General features: G+C 53.5%; 19 protein-coding genes and 1 other RNA gene. 18 read left to right on the forward strand and 2 right to left on the reverse strand.

Annotation, left to right across the window (positions count from 1 at the left end; genetic code table 11):
• Nucleotides 1–129 precede the first annotated feature (129 nt).
• The 14 genes from MHH78_RS10665 (at nucleotide 130) to rnpB (ending at nucleotide 13,855) form a co-directional block, all read left to right on the forward strand.
• The gene (locus MHH78_RS10665) at nucleotides 130–549 is read left to right on the forward strand and encodes a cytidine deaminase (RefSeq protein WP_341167385.1); all 420 of its coding nucleotides are present in this window, start codon (nucleotides 130–132) and stop codon (nucleotides 547–549) included.
• A gap of 215 nt (nucleotides 550–764) precedes the next feature.
• Nucleotides 765–1,019, forward strand: coding sequence for a hypothetical protein (locus tag MHH78_RS10670; RefSeq protein WP_341167386.1), 255 nt, complete (start codon nucleotides 765–767; stop codon nucleotides 1,017–1,019).
• A gap of 491 nt (nucleotides 1,020–1,510) precedes the next feature.
• Nucleotides 1,511–2,401, forward strand: a complete 891-nt coding sequence (gene era, locus MHH78_RS10675; RefSeq protein ID WP_036724337.1) for a GTPase Era — start codon at nucleotides 1,511–1,513, stop codon at nucleotides 2,399–2,401.
• Nucleotides 2,402–2,511: 110 nt separating this feature from the next.
• Complete coding sequence (locus MHH78_RS10680; RefSeq protein WP_076075837.1) at nucleotides 2,512–2,655, forward strand: YqzL family protein; 144 nt, start codon at nucleotides 2,512–2,514, stop codon at nucleotides 2,653–2,655.
• Between the two features lie 36 nt (nucleotides 2,656–2,691).
• Nucleotides 2,692–3,447: a DNA repair protein RecO gene (gene recO, locus MHH78_RS10685; RefSeq protein WP_341167387.1), complete on the forward strand. Its 756-nt coding sequence runs from the start codon at nucleotides 2,692–2,694 to the stop codon at nucleotides 3,445–3,447.
• Between the two features lie 447 nt (nucleotides 3,448–3,894).
• The gene (gene glyQ, locus MHH78_RS10690; protein WP_036724333.1) at nucleotides 3,895–4,782 is read left to right on the forward strand and encodes a glycine--tRNA ligase subunit alpha; all 888 of its coding nucleotides are present in this window, start codon (nucleotides 3,895–3,897) and stop codon (nucleotides 4,780–4,782) included.
• Nucleotides 4,775–6,856 (forward strand): glycine--tRNA ligase subunit beta, encoded by a 2,082-nt coding sequence (gene glyS / locus MHH78_RS10695; protein ID WP_341167388.1) that lies wholly within the window; start codon nucleotides 4,775–4,777, stop codon nucleotides 6,854–6,856. Before glyQ ends, glyS begins: the two co-directional genes overlap by 8 nt.
• Nucleotides 6,857–7,031: 175 nt before the next feature.
• Complete coding sequence (locus MHH78_RS10700; protein WP_036724396.1) at nucleotides 7,032–7,511, forward strand: YaiI/YqxD family protein; 480 nt, start codon at nucleotides 7,032–7,034, stop codon at nucleotides 7,509–7,511.
• Nucleotides 7,512–7,535: 24 nt separating this feature from the next.
• A complete protein-coding gene (gene dnaG, locus MHH78_RS10705; protein ID WP_445668036.1) occupies nucleotides 7,536–9,371 on the forward strand; it encodes a DNA primase in 1,836 nt (611 codons plus the stop codon).
• Between the two features lie 40 nt (nucleotides 9,372–9,411).
• Nucleotides 9,412–10,545, forward strand: a complete 1,134-nt coding sequence (gene rpoD, locus MHH78_RS10710; protein ID WP_036690273.1) for an RNA polymerase sigma factor RpoD — start codon at nucleotides 9,412–9,414, stop codon at nucleotides 10,543–10,545.
• Nucleotides 10,546–10,684: 139 nt separating this feature from the next.
• A complete protein-coding gene (locus MHH78_RS10715) occupies nucleotides 10,685–11,509 on the forward strand; it encodes a hypothetical protein (protein ID WP_036724394.1) in 825 nt (274 codons plus the stop codon).
• A complete protein-coding gene (locus MHH78_RS10720; protein WP_341167390.1) occupies nucleotides 11,506–12,285 on the forward strand; it encodes a tRNA (adenine(22)-N(1))-methyltransferase in 780 nt (259 codons plus the stop codon). Before MHH78_RS10715 ends, MHH78_RS10720 begins: the two co-directional genes overlap by 4 nt.
• A complete protein-coding gene (locus MHH78_RS10725) occupies nucleotides 12,261–13,376 on the forward strand; it encodes a Nif3-like dinuclear metal center hexameric protein (RefSeq protein ID WP_341167391.1) in 1,116 nt (371 codons plus the stop codon). The genes MHH78_RS10720 and MHH78_RS10725 overlap by 25 nt, the downstream gene beginning before the upstream one ends.
• Before the next feature lie 63 nt (nucleotides 13,377–13,439).
• Nucleotides 13,440–13,855, forward strand: an RNA gene (rnpB, locus tag MHH78_RS10730) — RNase P RNA component class A.
• Nucleotides 13,856–14,275: 420 nt separating this feature from the next.
• Here rnpB and MHH78_RS10735 read toward each other — a convergent pair.
• Nucleotides 14,276–15,490 (reverse strand): aminotransferase-like domain-containing protein, encoded by a 1,215-nt coding sequence (locus MHH78_RS10735; RefSeq protein WP_341167392.1) that lies wholly within the window; start codon nucleotides 15,488–15,490, stop codon nucleotides 14,276–14,278.
• Between the two features lie 96 nt (nucleotides 15,491–15,586).
• On the opposite strand from MHH78_RS10735, the gene pdxR reads away from it, so the two are divergent.
• Nucleotides 15,587–17,020 (forward strand): MocR-like pyridoxine biosynthesis transcription factor PdxR, encoded by a 1,434-nt coding sequence (gene pdxR, locus MHH78_RS10740; RefSeq protein ID WP_341167393.1) that lies wholly within the window; start codon nucleotides 15,587–15,589, stop codon nucleotides 17,018–17,020.
• A gap of 17 nt (nucleotides 17,021–17,037) precedes the next feature.
• On the opposite strand, the gene MHH78_RS10745 is transcribed toward pdxR, so the two are convergent.
• Nucleotides 17,038–18,909 (reverse strand): S8 family peptidase, encoded by a 1,872-nt coding sequence (locus MHH78_RS10745; protein WP_341167394.1) that lies wholly within the window; start codon nucleotides 18,907–18,909, stop codon nucleotides 17,038–17,040.
• A gap of 287 nt (nucleotides 18,910–19,196) precedes the next feature.
• Between MHH78_RS10745 and MHH78_RS10750 the strand changes: the two genes are divergently transcribed.
• The 3 genes from MHH78_RS10750 (at nucleotide 19,197) to MHH78_RS10760 (ending at nucleotide 20,489) form a co-directional block, all read left to right on the forward strand.
• Nucleotides 19,197–19,694 carry a YpuI family protein gene (locus MHH78_RS10750; protein WP_036724316.1) on the forward strand — a complete coding sequence of 166 codons (498 nt, stop codon included), beginning with the start codon at nucleotides 19,197–19,199 and terminating at the stop codon, nucleotides 19,692–19,694.
• A 155-nt stretch (nucleotides 19,695–19,849) separates the two neighbouring features.
• Nucleotides 19,850–20,065 (forward strand): DUF1540 domain-containing protein, encoded by a 216-nt coding sequence (locus MHH78_RS10755; RefSeq protein WP_076075861.1) that lies wholly within the window; start codon nucleotides 19,850–19,852, stop codon nucleotides 20,063–20,065.
• 13 nt (nucleotides 20,066–20,078) lie between these two features.
• Nucleotides 20,079–20,489, forward strand: a complete 411-nt coding sequence (locus MHH78_RS10760; RefSeq protein ID WP_340938876.1) for a hypothetical protein — start codon at nucleotides 20,079–20,081, stop codon at nucleotides 20,487–20,489.
• Nucleotides 20,490–20,649 lie beyond the last annotated feature (160 nt).

A 20,649-nucleotide genomic window follows, 5' to 3' on the forward strand; every position in this document is an offset into this window, starting at 1 on the left:
CGTCATCTTTAATTAGGATAATATTTTCGGGCCATGCTCCCAAAACTAAGGTTATGCTTACGAAGCGACTTTTATTTCGAAGAAGATTCGATGAAGAGAGTGCTCAATAAAACTTTCAGGAGGACAATTATGGATTATGCGCTACTTCTTCAGGAAGCGATCAAGGCAAGAGCCAATGCATATATACCTTATTCCCGCTTCGGGGTAGGGGCAGCCCTTCTGGATCAGGACGGCAAGGTCCACCACGGCTGCAACATCGAGAATGCCGCTTACGGCCCGACCAACTGCGGCGAGCGGACGGCCATGTTCCGCGCCATTGCGGACGGCCACAAGCCCGGTACCTTCAAAGCTATCGCAGTCGTGGCCGACACAGACGGCCCCGTATCGCCTTGCGGCGTCTGCCGCCAGGTGATGGTCGAGCTGTGCGGACCTGATATGCCAGTCATTCTCGGCAACCTGAAGGGCGATATTATGGAGACTACGGTCCGTGACCTGCTCCCCGGCGCCTTCGGTCCTGCGGATCTTACGCAGGGGCAGAGTGCGGAGTAAGCGTAGGGACAATTGGCAGAATATAGGGACAGGGACCCGAAGGCTGCTGGGTTGGGTAATCTATTGCATAATGTGCAATAGATTATGCTACTATTGCTGCAAAACTGGTTTCTGTTGTATTTCGTACAATAGAATTTGGATAATAACCTGATTATGGGTTGTTTTCAGCAAATCTAATGTATGAAATACAATAGAACCGTTAAAGAGCCTTAGATTTGCTTATTCTGTTGTACAAAATACAATTAAGCCTGCTGGTGCTGGTGCTGGTGCTGGTGCTGGTGCTGGTGCTGGTGCTGGTGCTGGTGCTGGTGCTGGGACATGGGCCAGGCGAGCGTTCCGGTATTCAACGAATCATCCGCGCTGTAGTCAAGCGTGCTCCAGAGTTAACTGTATATTGTACAACTAACTTTCCACTATTCCCGCCAAAAGTTGATTTAAGTGTAATTTGTACAACTATATTCATCGGATAATGCCAAAAGTGACTTTGATGAAGAAAATAGATGTATGAATTACAACTACACTCTAATAACCTCTGTTTTGGAGCAGAATAAGTGTACAAAATACAACTAAGCTGGTTGTGGGCATGGCAGGCTAGTTATTGTGGGAATGCCGGGCTAGATTTTGCGAGTGGACGTGGGTAGGATTCAGGTATTCAACAAATTAATCTTTCCCGCGCCGCAGTCAAGCGTGTTCCCGCAGGGAACGGTAAGCGTTCATGCTCCGCAGCTCCCTGTCCCGCGCCGCATGGTGGCCACCGCCAATCAACCGCGCCGCAGTCAAGCGTGTTCCCGCAGGGAACGAAAAGCGCTCGTGCTCCAGAGTCTCTTACCGCGCCAACCGCTGTGCCCAAGCCAGTTCCGGGTGTCCAGAGGGCCGGGGCCCTTGGGGTCCCCCTTGGCGAAGGGGGATTTAGGGGGATCGAACGCTTTTGACCAAGTTGTAAGATAAATAGGAGGATCATATGAAATTCAAATCAGGGTTTGTCGCCATTATCGGCAGACCAAACGTAGGCAAATCAACGCTCATGAACCAGGTAATCGGCCAGAAGATTGCCATTATGTCGGACAAGCCGCAGACCACCCGCAACAAGATTCACGGGGTATATACGGCGAATAATTCGCAGATTGTATTCCTGGACACCCCGGGTATCCATAAAAGACAATCCAAACTGGGCGATTACATGAATCAGACCGCTATGAGCACGCTGCATGAAGTGGAAGCTGTATTGTTCCTCGTGGATGCCTCTGAGGGTATGGGCGGCGGGGACCGTTTTATTGCGGAACAGCTCGGGAGCATTAAGACCCCGGTCATTCTGGTCATGAACAAGATTGACAAGATTGAGCCGGAAGCGCTGCTGCCGATGATTACGGAATACAACAAGCTGCATGAGTTCGCCGAAATCGTACCAATCTCTGCCAAGATGGGCAATAACGTCAACACGCTGCTGGAGCAGGTGCAGAAATACCTGCCGGAAGGTCCGCAGTATTACCCGGACGACCAGATTACCGATCACCCCGAGCAGTTCGTCTGCGCGGAGCTGATCCGCGAGAAGATTCTGCATCTGACCCGTGAAGAGGTGCCGCATTCCATCGCAGTGGCTATTGAGGATATGAGCGTGGAACCGAATGGGGTTGTGCATATTTCGGCGGTTATCTTTGTCGAGCGCGATTCCCAGAAGGGGATTATTATCGGTAAGCAGGGAGCGCTGCTGAAGGAAGTCGGACGCCGCGCGCGGACGGATATTGAGAACCTGCTGGGCTCGAAGATTTTCCTGGAATTATGGGTGAAGGTGAAAAAAGACTGGCGTAACCAGGACCGCGTCCTGCGGGATTTGGGCTTCCATAAAGAATGATCACCTCTCCCGCCGCCTCAACATGGCAGGAATTGCACGGATAGATCCTGGGGCATCGCACATCCTACATCTGAAGAGACATCGTGTTTCCGAAGAAAGGATGAATACGAATGCGGAATTTTTCGTGGAAGTATTTTGCAATGACTGGAGATCTCGATGCGTATTTGCTGTACAGGGAAGCTGGGGATTCGCCCGAGGGCAGCGGACCGCTGCCGGCGGAGGAAGAGATGGCCATCGATGAAGAAGCACAATAAGGACTGGTTGCTTGCCGAGTGGTTGGGGGAAGAGGCATGCTATACAGTGTGGAAGGGATCGTCATCCGCAGCATGGACTACGGTGAAGGGAACGCCATTATTACGCTTTGCACCGAGAACGCCGGTAAAGTAGGGGTTCTGGTGCGGGGCGCCAAGAAGGTCAAAAGCCGTCATGCTGCCCTGATCCAGTTGTTCACAACAGGTGAGTTCGTGTTCTTCCGCAACAACGGCGGACTGGGAACACTGAATGCCGGCGAGATCACGAAGTCCCATCATCCGCTGCGCGAGGATCTGGTCAAGGCGGCGTATGCATCCTATGCCTGCGAGCTGCTGGACCGGGTGCTGCATGATGAAGAGACAGGCAGCTTCTGGTACCGCCAGCTGACCGCCTGCCTGAATGCACTGGAGGAAGACAAAGAGCCTGGCATTATCAATAATGTATTTGAAATGAAGGTGCTGCAGGCTGCCGGTTATGGGCCTCAGCTCGATTCCTGTATCGTCTGCGGCAAGGATAAGCCGGATGAGGAGCTTAGAGTCAGTCCGCGTCTGGGGGGAGTCGTCTGTCGTAGCTGCCGGCATAACGATCCTCCGGCCATGGAGATTTCTCCGCGTGCCTTGAAGCTGCTGCGGATCTTCGCGGCGCTGGATCTGACCAGGCTGGGGAACGTGGATGTGAAGCCGGAGACCCGTGCGGAGCTGAAGACCGTCATGCGGGGATTCATGGATATGCAGCTGGGGCTCAGACTGAAGTCCCAGAGCTTCCTGGACCAGCTCGACAAATACAATATTTGACGAATCGCAAATTATCCGTTACTATAAGTTCAGTTTCTTTTATAAGATTGCCGTGTTTGCTCCAGAACTGGAGAGAGTGCGTGGATCGGGAAAGTAGTGGGCGATATTGTCGCAGCAGCGAGCCGGGGGTAGTGGAAGCCTGGCGGGACGACGTTCATGAACAGGGCACCCGGGAGTACGGAAGCGGCGACATCAAAAGTGGATTTCGTGATTTTTGCGTAATCAAGTAGGGTGGAACCGCGGGAGAACATATTTGAGCTCTCGTCCCTATGTCTGTTCATCAGGCATGGGGGCGGGAGCTTTTTGGCTTGTGGCTGTGCGGGGAGATCCTTCTTCCATCATATACCGCAGGTACATAGAAGCTGGTGCCGCCTCCATCGCGCAGCAGCAAGAGCCAGTCATAAGCAAGAGGCAGTACACACTTGTAAAGCGAAGGAGCCGGTAGTTATGAACTTTCAGCAGATGATTCTGACCCTGCAGCAATTCTGGGCCGCCCAGAACTGTATTCTCGTCCAGCCGTATGATACGGAAAAAGGGGCGGGCACGATGAACCCTATGACTTTTTTGCGTTCCTTGGGTCCGGAGCCGTGGAAGGTTGCTTATGTGGAGCCTTCACGCCGTCCGTCCGACGGCCGTTACGGGGAGAACCCGAACCGCCTGTATCAGCATCACCAGTTCCAGGTGATCATCAAGCCGTCCCCGGACAATATTCAGGAGCTGTACCTGGATAGCCTGAAGGCACTGGGCGTAGATCCCCTGCTGCATGATGTGCGGTTTGTCGAAGACAACTGGGAGAATCCGTCTCTGGGCTGTGCGGGTCTCGGCTGGGAAGTGTGGCTGGACGGTATGGAAATTACCCAGTTCACGTACTTCCAGCAGGTTGGCGGAATTGAAGCAAGTCCGGTAGCGGTGGAGATCACTTACGGGATGGAACGACTGGCCTCCTATATTCAAGATAAGGAGAATGTATTTGACCTGGAGTGGGTAGACGGCATGACGTACGGAGATGTATTCCATCAGCCGGAGGTTGAGCATTCCACCTACACCTTTGAAGTCTCGGATGTCAAAATGCTATTCACCTTGTTCAACACCTACGAAGAGGAAGCACGCCGGGCGATGGAGAATCATTTGGTTTTCCCGGCGTATGATTACGTGCTGAAATGCTCGCATACCTTCAACCTGCTGGATGCGCGCGGCGCAATCAGCGTAACGGAACGCACAGGCTTCATTACGAGAGTACGCAATTTGGCCCGTACCGTAGCGGCGACATATCTGGAGGAACGCGAGAAGCTGGGCTTCCCGCTGCTGAAGAAAGAAGGTGCTGACCATGTCTAAGGATATTCTGTTCGAGATCGGTCTGGAGGAAATCCCTGCACGCTTTATCCGCGCGGCGATGGAGCAACTGAAGGACAGAACGGCGAAATGGCTGGAGGCCTCACGGATCAGTCATCAGGGCGTCAGTGCATATGCAACACCGCGCCGCCTTGCCGTGCTGGTGAAGGATGCCGCAGAGCGTCAAGAGGATGTAAGCGAAGAGGTCAAAGGCCCGTCACGCAAAATCGCACTGGATGCCAGCGGCGAATGGAGCAAGGCTGCATTAGGCTTTGCCCGCAGTCAGGGCGCCACGCCGGAGCAGTTCACGTTCAAGGAACTGGCTGGCGTGGAATACATCTATGTGACCAAGAGCAGCACCGGCATCGAGACAGCCTCCTTGCTCTCCGAAGGCCTGGCTGGCATTGTCAGCAGTATGACCTTCCCGAAAAATATGCGCTGGGGCGCTTATGATTTCAAGTTCGTCCGTCCGATCCGCTGGATGGTAGCTCTCTTCGGCCAAGAGATCATTGACCTTACGATTACCGGAGTCAAGGCGGGCAAGGTGAGCCGCGGCCACCGTTTCCTCGGTGAAGAAGCTGTGATCGCAGAGCCTGCTGCATACGTTGAAGCACTGCGCAGCCAGCATGTGATGGTGGATGTGAAGGAGCGCGAAGAGCTGATTCTAAGCGGTATTCATAAGCTTGCGGAAGAGAAGAACTGGAAGATTGCGATCAAGGAGGATCTGCTGGAAGAGGTCCTGTTCCTGGTAGAGACGCCGACTGTGCTGTTCGGTACCTTTGATCCGGCCTTCCTGAATATTCCGCAGGAGGTGCTGATCACCTCGATGCGTGAGCATCAGCGTTATTTCCCGGTATTTGGTGAAGACGGCAAGCTGCTGCCGTTCTTCGTAACAGTACGTAACGGGAATGCGGTATCGCTGGATGTCATCGCCAAGGGGAACGAGAAGGTGCTGCGCGCCCGCTTGTCGGATGCCAAATTCTTTTATGAAGAAGACCAGAAGCTGCAGATTAACGATGCTCTGGCCAAGCTGGAGAATATCGTCTACCATGAAGAGCTGGGCAGTGTAGGTGACAAAGTGCGCCGCATCCGTGCCATCGCTGACCGCTTGGCGGTGAAGCTTGAGCTGTCTTCAGAGGCTGCTGCGGAAGTGAGCCGTACAGCGGATATTTGCAAATTCGATCTGGTTACCCAAATGGTGGGTGAATTCCCTGAGCTGCAGGGTACGATGGGTGAGGATTATGCCCGCAAGGCCGGGGAAGCAGAACAGGTGTCCAAAGCGGTCTTCGAGCATTATCAGCCGCGCTTCGCCGGAGATGCTGTTCCTTCTACACAGGCAGGTCTTGTAGTCAGCCTTGCTGATAAAATCGATACGATTGTCGGCTGCTTCTCGATCGGAATTATTCCAACCGGCTCCCAGGACCCTTATGCCCTGCGCCGTCAGGCGGCAGGAATTGTCCAGATCGTACTGGAGCATCAGCTGAGCCTAAGCCTGCAGGAGATTTTTGCAGCGGCACTGGAAGTTCATGAAAGTTTCCGTACAGAGAAACATTTCACCCCTGAACTGCGTATAACTCTGTACGAGTTCTTCGGTCTGCGCGTCAAACGCCTGTTAGCCGACAACAATGTACGTTATGATGTTGTAGATGCAGCGCTTGCGGCTGGATTTGATGATATCGTTGATGTAGTAAGCAGAAGTTTGGCTTTGATGAATGCCGTAACCGATCAGGCTGATTTCAAAATTACTGTGGATTCCCTGACCCGTGTCAGCAATCTGGCCGCCAAAGCTCCGGAGGATGCAGTTATCGACCCGGCCCTGCTTAAGGAAGAAGCGGAACAGAAGCTGTACGCGACTTGGCAGAGTATTCATGAGCCTTACCGCGCAGCCCTTGCTTCCAGACATGCCGCTGAGGCCCTGCAGATTCTGTCAGGACTTGAAGCATCCGTTACCGGATTCTTCGATTCGGTTATGGTTATGGCCGAAGACGAAGCCGTCCGCTCGAACCGTCTGGCGCTGCTGGCCGGCATTCATACCGACTCCAAGTTGTTTGCTGATTTCGGCAAGCTGGTGTGGTAATTCAGGCAGGTTTTAAGTAATGTTTACGATTTTATGGTATAGATCGAGGGTTTAGGGTATAAATATACGGAACGGTGCCAATGCGTAAGTTGACATTCGTTCCGTATTTATGCTTTACCAAAGAAGGATTTTTGAACGGTTGAGCGTAATATATATTACACAGGAATTTGGTGAGGTGAGCTTGGGAACTTCCCGGCTAAGAAAGATTGTTGTGGACGGGGATGCTTGTCCGGTTAAGCAGGAGATTATTACCGTGGCGCGCGAATTCGGGCTTCCGGTGCTGATGGTCTCCTCCTATGATCATGTGCTGCGGGCGGAAGAAGGCGTTAAGGTGGTTCAGGTGGACCGCGGGGCAGACAGTGCCGACCTCTATATCGCCAATCATATTTCTGCAGGAGATATCGTAATTACGCAGGATTATGGACTGGCGGCGCTGGCGCTGGGCAAACGCTGCCTTGCACTTTCAAACCGGGGCCAGGAATATGAGAATTCTACCATGGATTTTATGCTGGAGAGCAGGCATGCCAAGGCGGTTGAACGCAGGCGCGGGCACTATTCCAAGGGTCCCAAAGCGATTACCGCAGAGGAAAAAAATCTTTTTCAACATAAACTGACAAAACTTTTAACAATTTTGCAGGAGAATGTCCAGCTATAGCGAATTATATTTAACTGTTAAGAGATGAAGGTGGTTGAAGTGGCTAGCGGACATGGTCCTATTCCCGAAGAGGTTATCGAGAACGTGCTGGCGCGGCATGATATTGTCGATACAGTCAGCAAGGTTGTCCATTTGTCCAAGCAGGGTAAATATTTATGGGGCCTCTGCCCGTTCCATTCGGAGAAGTCCCCTTCTTTCACTGTCACCCCTGACCGGGGAGTCTTTCATTGCTTTGGCTGCGGTATGGGCGGAAATGCCATCAAATTCAGGATGGAAATCGAAGGATTATCCTTCCCCGAAGCAGTCAGAATCATGGCGGAAGAGAGTGATATCCCTGTTCCTGAGGGGAGAGGCGGGGCGCTTGCTGCCCCCGATCCCGAGCGGGACCGGCTGATTCAGGCGTATGAATTATCGGCGAAGTTTTATCATTTTTTGCTGAAAAACACGGAATACGGCACTGCCGCCATGGATTACTTAAGAACCCGGGGTTTCAGCGACAAAATGATTGACCAGTTCCAGATCGGTTACGCGCCGGACCGCTGGGATACGCTGCTGCAGTTTCTGGAGAAGCGCAGCTTCGATCTCGCCGAGATGGAGAAGGGCGGACTATTGTCTGCCAGAGGGGAAGGCAAAGGATATCTGGACCGCTTCCGCGGCCGGGTTATTTTTCCGATTGCGAACCGCATGGGCAAGACGATCGCCTTCGCCGGACGTATTCTCGGGGAGGGGCAGCCGAAGTACCTGAACTCTCCCGAGAGCCGGTTATTTAACAAAAGCCGCATTCTGTACAATCTGCACCAGTCCAAAGCATCCATCCGCAAAACGCGGCAAATCGTCCTGTTCGAGGGATACGGTGATGTCATTTCGGCTTGGGAGGCAGGTGTGCAGAACGGGGTAGCCACGATGGGAACCTCGCTCACCGAGGGTCACGTGGGCTTGATGAAGAGCCTTGGAGATGAGATTGTGCTTGCCTATGATGGAGATAAGGCTGGACAAGCTGCGGCCCTTAAGGCCATTCCTATCCTGGAAGCCAGCGGTCTGCGGGTCAAGGTAGCCCTGCTTCCCAGCGGTCTGGACCCGGATGAATTCATCTCCCGGCATGGCGGGGACAGATTCAGGGAACAAGTGATTGACTCTGCCGTGTCATCCATCAAATTTAAGCTTATATATCTGAAAAAAAACCATATACTCCTAGAGGAAGACGGCAAAATTGCCTATGTCAAGGAGGCTCTGGAGATTATCGCCGGGCTCCCTTCTTCAACGGAGCGGGAGGTGTACCTACGGGAAATCGCCTCCGAGCTTGAGCTGTCTTACGACAGTCTGAAGCAGGATTGTAATTTACTTCGGGCCTCCATGCAAAAAAACATCCCCGAAGGGGATAATAACGATAATAGGTGGAATAATGGTAGGCATAAAAAAGGGCAAGTGCAGACACCTACCTTACTGCCTGCTTACCATGTTGCGGAACGGCGCCTGTTATCATTCATGATTCAAGATCCGGAAGCGGCGGCCTATGTGGGTGAACGGCTCGGAGAAGAGTTCAATATTGATGATCATGCGGCAATCGCCGCTTATCTATATGCTTATTATGCGCAAGGCAAACCACCCGGCATCAGCCGGTTTCTATCATCGCTTCAGGACGACCGTCTGGAGAAGACCGCAACGGCCATCTCCATGATGGATACCCCTCCAGACTGGAATACCCAGGTTCTGGACGATTGTATTCGTGAAGTGCGGAAGTATCCTCTGCAGCGCAAAATTGAACCCAAGCGTGAAGAGATGATTCAGGCGGAGAAATCCGGTGACTTTTTGCGTGCAGCACAAATAGCAAGTGAAATTTTAGCCCTAGAGAGACAATGAGCTGTTGACAGGATGTACCTAGGGAGGAGGGAGTCGAATTATGGCGAACGATCAGCACACTGAACTGGAAGCGGAATTTACTCTGGATCAGGTTAAGGATCAGCTTATTGATCACGGGAAGAAAAGATCATCACTTAATTACAAAGATATCATGGAGAAATTGTCGCCATTTGATCAAGACCCCGAGCAGATGGAGGAATTCTACGAGCAGCTGAGCGATCTGGGGATCGAGGTTGTCAATGAGAATGATGAAGAGGTGAACAGCCTCCGTCCAAGCGAAGACAATGAGGACAAAGAAGGAGACGACTTCAGCTTCGACGATGATCTGTCGCTGCCTCCGGGGATCAAGATCAACGACCCCGTCCGGATGTATCTGAAGGAAATCGGCCGCGTGCCGCTGTTATCGGCTGACGATGAAGTGGAACTGGCGATGCGGATCAAGAATGGTGATGAGGAAGCGAAGCGGAGACTGGCAGAAGCGAATCTGCGGCTCGTGGTCAGTATCGCCAAGCGTTATGTCGGACGCGGCATGCTGTTCCTGGATCTGATTCAGGAAGGCAACATGGGTCTGATCAAGGCAGTTGAGAAGTTTGACCATAACAAAGGCTTCAAATTCAGTACTTATGCAACCTGGTGGATTCGTCAGGCGATTACGCGTGCGATTGCTGACCAGGCGCGTACGATCCGTATTCCGGTGCATATGGTTGAAACCATCAACAAGCTGATCCGGGTCTCCCGCCAACTCTTGCAGGAGCTGGGACGCGAGCCGTCGCCGGAAGAGATTGCAGCGGAGATGGAGCTTACCGTTGAGAAGGTTAGAGAGATCATGAAGATTGCCCAGGAGCCGGTATCGCTGGAGACACCGATTGGTGAGGAAGATGATTCGCATCTGGGAGATTTCATTGAGGACCAGGAGGCGCTGGCGCCTGCGGATGCAGCGGCATATGAGCTGCTGAAGGAACAGCTGGAGGATGTGCTGGACACGCTGACTGAGCGTGAAGAGAATGTGCTCCGCCTGCGCTTCGGACTGGATGACGGACGGACGAGAACACTTGAGGAAGTGGGCAAGGTGTTCGGCGTAACCCGCGAGCGGATTCGCCAGATCGAAGCCAAAGCGCTTCGTAAGCTGCGTCACCCCAGCCGCAGTAAGCGGCTGAAGGATTTCCTCGAATAGACCTTACAACCTGGACCTTCTGCTGCACGGTGGCAGGAGGTCTTATTATGTTGTCAAGGGGATTCACCAATGCTGGAGCCCCGCCGTGTGCGGGAGCTTATAATGTAGTGATGGCAAGTTCTGGAAAGAGGGATGCCGGTTGAACCTGGAGAAACGTGATACTATATTAAGAGAAATTCAATACTGGAGAAGAAGCAAGCTTTTGCCCGAGCAATATTGTGACTTCCTGACTAATCTGTATGATGATCAGGCAGAGGTGAAGGACAGCAATCCGGTATCGTTACGGAATCTCCAGCAGGGAAGCATCAAAATTTGGCTGTTTGGTTTTGGAATTATTTCCTTGATTTTCTTGATTAGTCTTTATTTTAGCGTTTTTCCCTGGCCTTTGCAACTTGCAACAGCGCTCAGTGTCCTAATTATTTGTTATGGATATTCAGCGATTTACCTGAACCGCAACAAGACAATCAGTCTGATGCTGGCGGGAATTGGCAGCATTTTAACGCTGGGATTCGGACTGTGGCTCATTGAGCTGCATAAGCTGGATGCTGATTTTTGGACACCGCTGCTGATTGCGGCCTGCGGGCTGCTGTGGTGTGTGCTTGGTTTTTTTCTGCGCATCGGGCTGCTTCATTTCTGCGGATATGCCTTCTGGGCTCTGCTCTATGCAGGATTCTTCGGACATGTCCGGCCGGATGCCTCTCTTCTGGAGCTGGAGCTGCTCTGGCTTCCGCTGTGTGTGCTTATGATCTGGATGAGCTGGTTGATGTATCACAAGGTTAGCGGGGTCTCTGGGGTGTACCTGGGGGCGGGTGCTGCCCTCTGGCTGATGCCGGAGGTGGATGCGCTATGGCTCAGAGCGGGATTCCCGGAATGGACCTCGCTGATATTAATACTGAAGATTGCAGTGGGCCTTGCGCTGCTGTTCCTCTTCAGAAAAAAATGGATAACGTGGGTGGCCTCATGAACAACGTAAAATTATCTGACCGGCTTCAGTTGCTGCTGGAGCAGGTCCCTGCGGGCAGCAGACTTGCCGATATCGGCTCAGATCATGCCCTGCTGCCTGTCGCCGCTGTGAAGAGCGGCCGGGTGCCTTCGGCTATTGCCGGAGAAGTAAATCCGGGACCCTATGAAGCGGCGCGTCGTGGTGTTGCGGAAGCAGGACTCGGTGCAAAGATCGCTGTACGGCGCGGAGACGGGCTGGAGGTGCTGGAGCCGGGGGAAACGGACTGCATTACCATTGCCGGGATGGGCGGCTCACTGATCGCGGCGATTCTGGACCGCGGGCAGAAGCTCGGCAAGCTGGCCGGGGTGAAGACGCTCGCGCTGCAGCCCAATGTAGGCGAGGATATTCTGCGCCGCTGGCTGCTGGCTAACAGCTGGGTGCTGGTCTCGGAGCATATTTTGGAGGAAGACGGCAAAATCTACGAGATCCTGACCGCTGTCCCTGAGGGCGCTGAAGCGGCGGGGACGAATGAAGAGCTGTACAGCGGACGTCTGCTTGCAGCAGGAAAGGTAGCCCTTGATCAGGCGCTGCTGCTGGAGATGGGACCGCTGCTGCTGCAAGCGCCGAATGAAGTATTCGCTGCCAAATGGCAGGGTGAAATCTCCAAGCTGGAGAGCATCCTGGCCTCGCTCGCACGTTCGGAGCTGGAGGCGGCTGAGGAGAAGCGCAGCAGAATCAAGCATCAGATTAAACGGATTGCGGAGGTGCTGGAATGTTTGCCAAAGGACAGACCGTAATTGGATACATGGAGCAGCTTGCTCCGAAGCATCTGGCTGAGGAATGGGATAATGTCGGGCTTCAGGTCGGCAGTCTCCAGAAGGAAATCACCGGGGTGCTGGTGGCGCTGGATGTTAATGAGAGCATTGTGGACGAAGCGATTGCCAAGGGCTGTAATCTGATTATTGCCCATCATGCGGTGATTTTCCGGCCGATCAAAGGGATTCTGACGGATACCCCGGCAGGCCGCTTATATGAGAAGCTGATTAAAAACGACATTGCCGTATATATCAGCCATACGAATCTGGATGTGGCCGAAGGCGGAATGAACGACTGGATGGCCGAGGCGCTGGGCATTGAGAACGGTGCACCGATCAAGGATATTCATACCGAACAGCTGTCCAAGCTGGTGGTATTCGTACCGAAGGATCACCATCAGAAGGTGCTGGATGCCATCCTGAATGCCGGGGCAGGCTGGATCGGCAATTACAGCCATTGCAGCTTCAATATCGAAGGCTATGGCACCTTCATTCCGCAGGAGGGCACAGACCCGTATCTCGGCACGCCTGGCAAGCTGGAGCGGGCTGAGGAGGTCCGTATCGAGACGATTGTGCCGCATACGATCCGTAACAAGGTGGTACAGGCCATGCTGAAGGCTCATCCGTATGAAGAGGTGGCTTATGATCTGTATTCCATGGACCTCAAGGGACGCAGCCTTGGACTTGGAAGAGTAGGGAAGCTTAAGGAGCCAACAACGCTTGGTGAGTTCATTGAGACGGTCAAACGCGGGCTGGATGTGGAGAATGTGCGGGTAGTTGGAGATCTGGACCGCAAGGTCCGCAAGGCGGCAGTCATGGGCGGGTCCGGTGCCAAGTACTACAGCAGCGCTATCTTCAAGGGAGCGGATGTGCTGGTGACCGGCGATATCGATTACCATACCGCACAGGATGCGCACCTCGCGGGAATCGCCCTGATCGATCCGGGCCATAATGCGGAGAAGATCATGAAGGTGAAGGTAGCGGAGTTTCTGGCCGGCAAGCTGACGGAGCATAAGTACGGCACGGCGGTGCATGCCTCGCAGCCGGATACCGAGCCTTTTACATTCCTGTAGGCTGTTATTATTTACACTTGTGCGCTGGGCGGCATATCTGTATAATATACAATGTTGTTTCGGAAAGTTTGACAGACAATCGCCGGTATGCGTGAGAGCGTATGCGGGAGGAAAGTCCGGGCTCCACAAGGCAGGGTGCTGGATAACGTCCAGTCGGCGCGAGCTGAAGGATAGTGCCACAGAAATGGACCGCCGATGGCCGCTTTCGGGCGGCACAGGCAAGGATGGAACCGAGGTGTAAGAGACCCCGAGGAACGCTGGTGACTTCGTTCCTGGTAAACCCCATCTGGAGCAAGACCTAATGAGACGCAGCGTCTTCTTCACGGAAGCCGCAGCCTTCGCCTGAGGCGTGTCTAGGTTGGTCGCTGGAGCTGTGCAGTAATGTATGGCCTAGATAGATGATTGTCGCTTATGGTGGGAGGGTAGTTCCCGGCTGAACCACAACGAGCACAGAACCCGGCTTACGGCAAACTTTCCTAACTGACAACTTTTATAAGAACAGTGCAGTAATTAGTTATGACACATACAGACAATAAGACGGCGGTCTCCTTCGGGGGCCGCCTTTTTGTCATAAGTCCATATCATACCTCAGCCTCTTCACTCGCGGACTCAAAAGCCGTTAATTCGGGCAATGAGCCTATTTTGTAAGCTATGCGGACTCAGTGGCCCTTAACAAACAAATTTTGCTTCATTTTGCGTTCCCAGCGACCCAATAGCGGCCCCTCAGTCCGTAACGAGTAGAAAGCTGTTTCTTTAGCAAAATAACATCTTCTCAGTTCACATAGCTTTATAAATGAGGGCTTTGAAAGAGGAGTTCCTGCACAAGACGACCTCTGCGAAAAAGCCATTTCGCAGACGCCGCCAGAGTGGATGTTCCCATGTTCATTAAGCAGATTCCGTTACAACGGCAACAAACGCTCCTCATACCGGGACAGCGCGGTGGACAAGCGCCGCACCGCAAGCGGCAGCAGCTCCGGCCGGGTATGGGTGAAATTCAGGCGCATCGTGTTCTTCAGGGGCTGCTCCGAATAGAAAACTTCGCCCGGAACGAAGGCAACCCCTTGCTCCACAGCAAGCGGCAGCAGCTCGGCGGTATGTATCCGGGCAGGCAGGCTTAGCCACAGGAACATGCCGCCGCGCGGCTCCAGGAAGGATGTATCCTGCCAGCTCTGTGAAGCCAGCTCTGCCGAGAGCAGCTTCATCCGTGACTTGTACTCGAGGGAGACCAGCCGGATATGGGCTTCAAGGTCGAAGGACAGCAGCAGCTCATGCAGGGCGCGCTGATCGATGGTGCTGGAGTGCAGATCGGCGGCTTGCTTGGCTCTGGCGATCATCCTGATCAGCCCGGCGGGACCAGCGATCCAGCCTGTCCGCAGTCCCGGAGCTACGATCTTGGAGAAAGTACCTGTATAGACTACGCAGGTATCCCCGCCCAGATTCCTGTCGATGGCTGCGAGGGTAGGCGGATACGCTTGCAGGGATTCATCGAATCTAATCTCTCCGTAAGGATTATCCTCCAGCATCAGCACACCGTATTTCCGGCATAGCTCCACCACTTGTTCACGGCGTACTTTGCTCCAGGTTGCGCCAGAAGGGTTATTGAAAGTGGGAACGGCATAGAGGAGCTTAGGCCGGTGTGTGCGAAGCTGCTCTTCGAGATGCTCCGGCAGCAGCCCTTCCTCATCGCTCTTTACAACCTGGATGTCTGCTCGGTAAGAACCCAGTACCTGCAAGGCGGCGAGATAGGTCGGTGCCTCTACAAGTACTGTGTCTCCAGGATCAAGCAGAATTCTGCAGAGCAGATCTATGGCCTGCTGGGAGCCGGTAGTGAGGATCATTTCATCGGAGGAGACAGGGATGCCCTGTTGCCCCAGTCTGGCGGCAAGCTGTTCACGCAGCGGAAGATAGCCTTCTGTCAGTCCGTATTGCAGCGCAGAACTGTCGCCGCTCAGAACTCGGCTGTAAGCTTCCCGGATCGCTTCTGCCGGAAACAGTTCTTCGGCAGGCAGCCCGCCGGCAAGCGAGATGATGTCCTTGCCCTGTGTGATTTTAAGGATATCGCGGACTGCGGAGGACCCCAGATGGTTCGTCATATCCGCATAGTTGATCTTCATATTCATGCTCCCTGCTATTCTGAATTTTGTAGTATCATAACGGTATAGCGGTATAACAGTAAAGCGATAAATATAACAGTTGGGAGGAGACGGACCATGCATATTGATTTACTCCGCAGCGGTGACAAATCGCTGCCCCGGCAGATCAGTGAGACGATCGCGCAGCGGATCACCTCGGGACTGCTCCAGCCGGGCACGCGGCTACCGTCCGTTAGAGGTCTGTCTTCCTCCTTGAAGGTAAGCCAGGTAACGGTAAGCAAGGCTTATGCTGACCTGGAGCTGCGCGGACATATTCTGTGCAGCCAGGGGAAGGGCTGCTATGTGGCAGAACGGGACCGGAGCAGGCAAGGGGCAGAAGCAAGGTGGCAGGACGGTTATGATGACTATCTGCCACGGGCCCAGCTCTGGCGTAACTTCGATTATTCTGAGGTGGACTATCCCTTTCATCTGGCCTCCATTCACAGCAGCCTGCTTCCGCTCGGGCCGATTGGCACGACCATGGCTGCACTTGTGAAGGAGCAGCCTGAGCTGATGGCCACCTATGGTAATTTCCAGGGTGACCTGGAGCTGCGCGAGGTGATGCGCAGGCACCTGCAGAACCGGGGAATCCAGCTGGGCGCGGATGATTTGATGATCACAAGCGGCGCCCAGCAGGGGATCGATCTGGTCGCCCGGACCTTTGTCGGTCCGGGGGATACGGTGTATCTGGAGGCGCCCAGCTATACGGGGGCGATTGATGTTTTTGCCGGGCGGGGGGCTGAGATGATCTTCGTTCCGATGGACGGGGACGGCATGCGCGTGGACCGGCTTACAGCGATGTGTGACCGGAGGCCGCCTAAGCTCATCTATACCAATCCGACCTTCCAGAATCCGAGCGGGGTCACAATGAGCATGCCAAGAAGACAGCGCCTGCTGGAGCTTGCCCGCAGCTACCGCTGTCTCATTGTGGAGGATGATCCGTTCAGTGACCTGTATTTCCATCAGCCGCCCCCGGCGTCCATTAAATCGCTGGATACCGCCGGGCATGTAGTCTACATGAAGAGCTTCAGCAAAGTCCTTGCCCCCGGCTGCCGGATCGCCTGTGTCGCCGCTGAGGGCAATATTCTCTCCCGGCTGATCGCCGCCAAGTCGGCCAGTGATCTGGGCAGTCCGCTGCTGACCCAGCGGGCAGTGCTGCCCTTCATCGAGCGCCATTATGACGAGTACGCAGCGAAGCTACGGTCAGCGCTGCGTGTCCGCCAGGAGGCGGCAGCGAGGCTGCTGAAGCAGAATGCTCCGGCCGGGGTAACCTGGCAGCTGCCGGGGGGCGGGCTGAATCTGTGGCTGCAGCTGCCGGAATCCCCCGGGATTGAGCAGTTGCATGCTCTGGCCGAGCAGGAAGGGATCTCCTTCCTGCCGGGCGATGTCTGCTATGCCGGGGATATACCCTCCAGGCATATCCGGCTGAGCTATTCGCAGCTGACGCAGGAGGGGATGGAGCGCGGACTCCGCCGGTTCCTGCTGCTGCTGGAACGGCATCTGCTCTCTTAACAGCTAACGTGCGCAGCTTATTGTATAGAATCGAGCTGTTTGCCGACCTGCTGCGGGAACAGCTGGAGCGGAACCTGGCCTCCTCCTGCCGCCTGCAGGGTACGGTAGATATCCACCTGGCCCCAGCCGTAATACTTATCATGGCCGGCGGTGCCCAGATCGATGGCATTAGAGGTCAAGAGCGCGGTCACTTCCTTGTTCGTCAGCGCAGGGTTCAAGGAGCGCACCAGTCCGGCCAGCGCCGCTACATGGGGACTGGCCATCGAGGTGCCGGATAACGCCGCATACTGATTATCGGGATAGGTGCTGGCAATGCTCTCCCCGGGTGCAGCCACATCGATGTAATCCCCGTAATTGGAGAAGGAAGCACGCTCTCCCGCCGCATTCGTTGCGGCGACTGCAATCACCTCTTCATAGGCTGCGGGATATCCCGGCCGCTCCGTATTGTCATTGCCGGAAGCGGAGACAATCACTACATCCCGGTCATAGGCATACTTAATCGCATCATGCAGAAACTGCGAGTCGGCATAGTTGCCCAGGCTGAGATTAATCACCTTAGCCCCCTGATCTGCCGCCCAGATAATGCCTTCGGCCACCGAATAGGTGGTGCCCGCCCCTGAATTATCCAGCGCTTTTACCGGAAGGATCTTGTTATACCAGCTGATGCCGGCGACCCCTTCTTCATTATTGGTTAACGCTCCAATGATGCCGGCCACATGAGTGCCATGTCCAACATCGTCATCCGGCGTGCTGCCGCTGGTAATCGCATTGTAGCCCTTGAGCAGCTGCCCCTTCAGATCCGGGTGGTTCGCTTGAACACCGGTATCCACAACGGCGATTACGATCTCCTTGCTGCCCTTGGACAGGTTCCAGCCCTGCGGGGTTTCAATCGCCGGCAGATTCCACTGGTAAGTTGAGAAGAGCAGGTCGTTAGGGGTAATCACATTAGCTCCCGTATTTTCACTGACCGTATCATTGGTTAAGTACATATAGTGAGGCTCTGCGTACAGCGGATGCCACTTATTGGCGAAGTAAGTCTTGAGCTGGGAGTAACTCATCTTGTCTGACCGGAAAATATAGGCATACCCCAGCTTGCGCGGCTCCTTGCAGCGGATATCGGCAGCGATGGTCTGAAGCTGTGCCGCCGTGGGATGTCCATTCGGGAAGCGGACGACAATCTCATTCTCGTAGTAATGGCTGGCATTCTCATTGTCATGTCCGGTCTTGACCGTGATGTCCTTCAAGGTATCGGCATGGACGGATTCTACCCGGTACTTGCCTTCCTTCGGGTACGGAATGAGCCGCAGATTCTTCAGCTGATGCAGCGCAACGCGGTCCAGAATCTTTTGGTTAATCAGAGCGATGACAGCCACTTGTCCCTCCCGGTTTCGTTGGGCCACGAAATAATACTTTTTGTCGCCGATGATGAACGAGGGGGATTCATAGGATTGGTGGCCTTTAATCGCAGATTTGGCGGTGTTCAGATAATGAAGCAGCTGCTTATTCTCCTGGTCGGTTCCTTCCGGCAGCGCAGATTTGAAGGTGGTTGTCTTACGGGTGTTGAAATCAACCATCATCAGCATGGTAATATGCCCGTGCCCCTGCTGAAGGCTCTCGGCATAAGCTGAGATAGCTTCAGGGGAAGCATGATGCATATCGGCCAGCAGTGTGCTCAGATGTCTGTGCACATCGACTCGGTTCAATTTGTCAGTGGCCGCTACATCCTGCACAAGGGTGGTTTTCTTGATCACTTTTTCCTGAGAGGGATTAGGCACAGACGCTTGCCGAAGGGTGCCGCCGCTGCCTTCCGGCCGCAGGGCGAAGGTGAGCAGCAGTACGGTCAGCGCGGCAGTGACTATACCGGCGACGGTTAGATTTTTACGTGACATGATTTCCGCTCCTTCCTTGTCGTTTCATATACCTGTTAGGGTTCGGAGCTGAAGCTGGTTTTATTCATCTTACGAAAAGGCTACCGCCGTCCTTGGTTTTATGTTAATATCAAAAAGAAAGCGCCTTCCGGGGCTTGTACTTTTCTTTTTAGAAGAAGGATTCTTTTCCGGTATCCGTACGGTGGAGGCTTAGGAGATTTTGTGATACTATCAAGAGAGTACAACTGCAATGTCTAAGTGTCATTAACAACTACTAATGCAAGGAACAATAAGGGGGAGCAACCGCCATGTCAGCAGTAAGTGTGCAGAAATTGTGTGAATCGACGAGAGAGAAGCTTAAATCCGTTATCGACAAAATGGAACTGTTCCTGAATGAGCATGCACTTCCGCAGCTTGTTACCGAAGAGGATGAAGAAACGCTGCATTTCTATCGGGGGTTCTTGTCCGATCTCCGCCATCTGCTGGTGTTCTCGGAAATGTCTTATGAGAAGCTTGGGCTTGCATTGCGCCGCGCTACCTTCGATGAACCTTTCGCGCAAAAAGCGCTATATAATGTATATCATCTAGGAGTTAATAACTTCTTCTATCCTAAGAATGAGAGTTATTCGGAGGATGGACGTTACGCTTATACCGGTCAGGATGCGATCCGTTTCCGTAAGAAGCCTGTGCGTCCGGCACGCGATATCATTATGGAGATCACCAAGGTCTATGAAGAATTGCGCGATGATCTGACTTATTATGAGAATGATTATTTGACAGAGAAGCGGATGCAGAATCAGGTGTAATCCATTCTCCGGTCTATATTTCTATTTCTGTAAAAGACTGTCCCAACTGCCGATATGGCTGCTTGGGGCGGTCTTTTTTGTCGTCTTAAGGCAGGCAGCCCTTAGCCGCATATCCAGAATTCACAGCGGGCATAATACATGACGAGGTGATCATTATGACAAAACCGCTTGTGAAGTGTAGTGTAAGCAACTGTCATTTTTGGGGAGAACAGAACCTGTGCCGTGCCGAGGAAATTGTCATTGAGATCGATCAGCATGCAGGCAGCCGTTACATGGAGGAATACGCAGAGGAGCTGACGGCGGGTAATCATCATGATCATGCCGGAACCTCGTCCGCAACCTGTTGTCTGACGTTCAAGCCGAACGCCTGAGAAGGAGGCCCTTATGGATAATCCGAATGATGAACCCAAAGTGGACCGTTCCGCCCGCAGAAAGGTTATCCTGCGCCCGCGCAGCAGAGTCGATTACCCACGCCGGGACCGAAGCCACAATGAGGAGTATGCCGCCGAGCTCAGTCCGCTCCCATCGCAGCTTCAGAGCACTATGGAACGGAGCGGCGAAGCTCAGCGGACAACAGGCCGCGTAAGAGAGGGAGAGGACAGGAGTATCGGCTATATCGGCCTGGGCTTCGGTGTAGTATCCTTATTCATCTGGTCCATTATATTGGGGCCGATTGCCGCTGTTCTGGGATATTATGCCTATGCCAGAGGACAAAAATCAGCCGGGGCCTGGTCGATGGGGCTGGGGATTGTATCCACTTTAAGCTATTTTGTCTTAATTCCTTTTGCCCGTTAGAGCCGGCTGAATCTGCATATCCGATTTTCAAAACAGGCTATCAGACCTAACTATGCAGGTCTGAGGTCTGTTTTTTCGCTTAGGCATATAGTAATTGCTGTGAATAAATAGTAAAGTTCAAATATAAGACTTCGCGTGAAAGAGGGAATGAATGCATGTC

It is taken from the genome of Paenibacillus sp. FSL H3-0333 (genome assembly GCF_038002805.1).
GTDB classification, from domain to species: Bacteria; Bacillota; Bacilli; order Paenibacillales; family Paenibacillaceae; genus Paenibacillus_AQ; species Paenibacillus_AQ silagei.

What these genes read in the sequence shown, in the direction of transcription:
- MHH78_RS10665 (WP_341167385.1), top strand. Translation starts at nt 130, where the DNA reads ATGGATTATGCGCTACTTCTTCAGGAAGCGATCAAGGCAAGAGCCAAT.
- era (WP_036724337.1), top strand. Translation starts at nt 1,511, where the DNA reads ATGAAATTCAAATCAGGGTTTGTCGCCATTATCGGCAGACCAAACGTA.
- MHH78_RS10680 (WP_076075837.1), top strand. Translation starts at nt 2,512, where the DNA reads ATGCGGAATTTTTCGTGGAAGTATTTTGCAATGACTGGAGATCTCGAT.
- recO (WP_341167387.1), top strand. Translation starts at nt 2,692, where the DNA reads ATGCTATACAGTGTGGAAGGGATCGTCATCCGCAGCATGGACTACGGT.
- glyQ (WP_036724333.1), top strand. Translation starts at nt 3,895, where the DNA reads ATGAACTTTCAGCAGATGATTCTGACCCTGCAGCAATTCTGGGCCGCC.
- glyS (WP_341167388.1), top strand. Translation starts at nt 4,775, where the DNA reads ATGTCTAAGGATATTCTGTTCGAGATCGGTCTGGAGGAAATCCCTGCA.
- dnaG (WP_445668036.1), top strand. Translation starts at nt 7,536, where the DNA reads ATGAAGGTGGTTGAAGTGGCTAGCGGACATGGTCCTATTCCCGAAGAG.
- rpoD (WP_036690273.1), top strand. Translation starts at nt 9,412, where the DNA reads ATGGCGAACGATCAGCACACTGAACTGGAAGCGGAATTTACTCTGGAT.
- MHH78_RS10720 (WP_341167390.1), top strand. Translation starts at nt 11,506, where the DNA reads ATGAACAACGTAAAATTATCTGACCGGCTTCAGTTGCTGCTGGAGCAG.
- MHH78_RS10725 (WP_341167391.1), top strand. Translation starts at nt 12,261, where the DNA reads ATGTTTGCCAAAGGACAGACCGTAATTGGATACATGGAGCAGCTTGCT.
- MHH78_RS10735 (WP_341167392.1), bottom strand. Translation starts at nt 15,490, where the DNA reads ATGAAGATCAACTATGCGGATATGACGAACCATCTGGGGTCCTCCGCA.
- pdxR (WP_341167393.1), top strand. Translation starts at nt 15,587, where the DNA reads ATGCATATTGATTTACTCCGCAGCGGTGACAAATCGCTGCCCCGGCAG.
- MHH78_RS10745 (WP_341167394.1), bottom strand. Translation starts at nt 18,909, where the DNA reads ATGTCACGTAAAAATCTAACCGTCGCCGGTATAGTCACTGCCGCGCTG.
- MHH78_RS10750 (WP_036724316.1), top strand. Translation starts at nt 19,197, where the DNA reads ATGTCAGCAGTAAGTGTGCAGAAATTGTGTGAATCGACGAGAGAGAAG.
- MHH78_RS10755 (WP_076075861.1), top strand. Translation starts at nt 19,850, where the DNA reads ATGACAAAACCGCTTGTGAAGTGTAGTGTAAGCAACTGTCATTTTTGG.
- MHH78_RS10760 (WP_340938876.1), top strand. Translation starts at nt 20,079, where the DNA reads ATGGATAATCCGAATGATGAACCCAAAGTGGACCGTTCCGCCCGCAGA.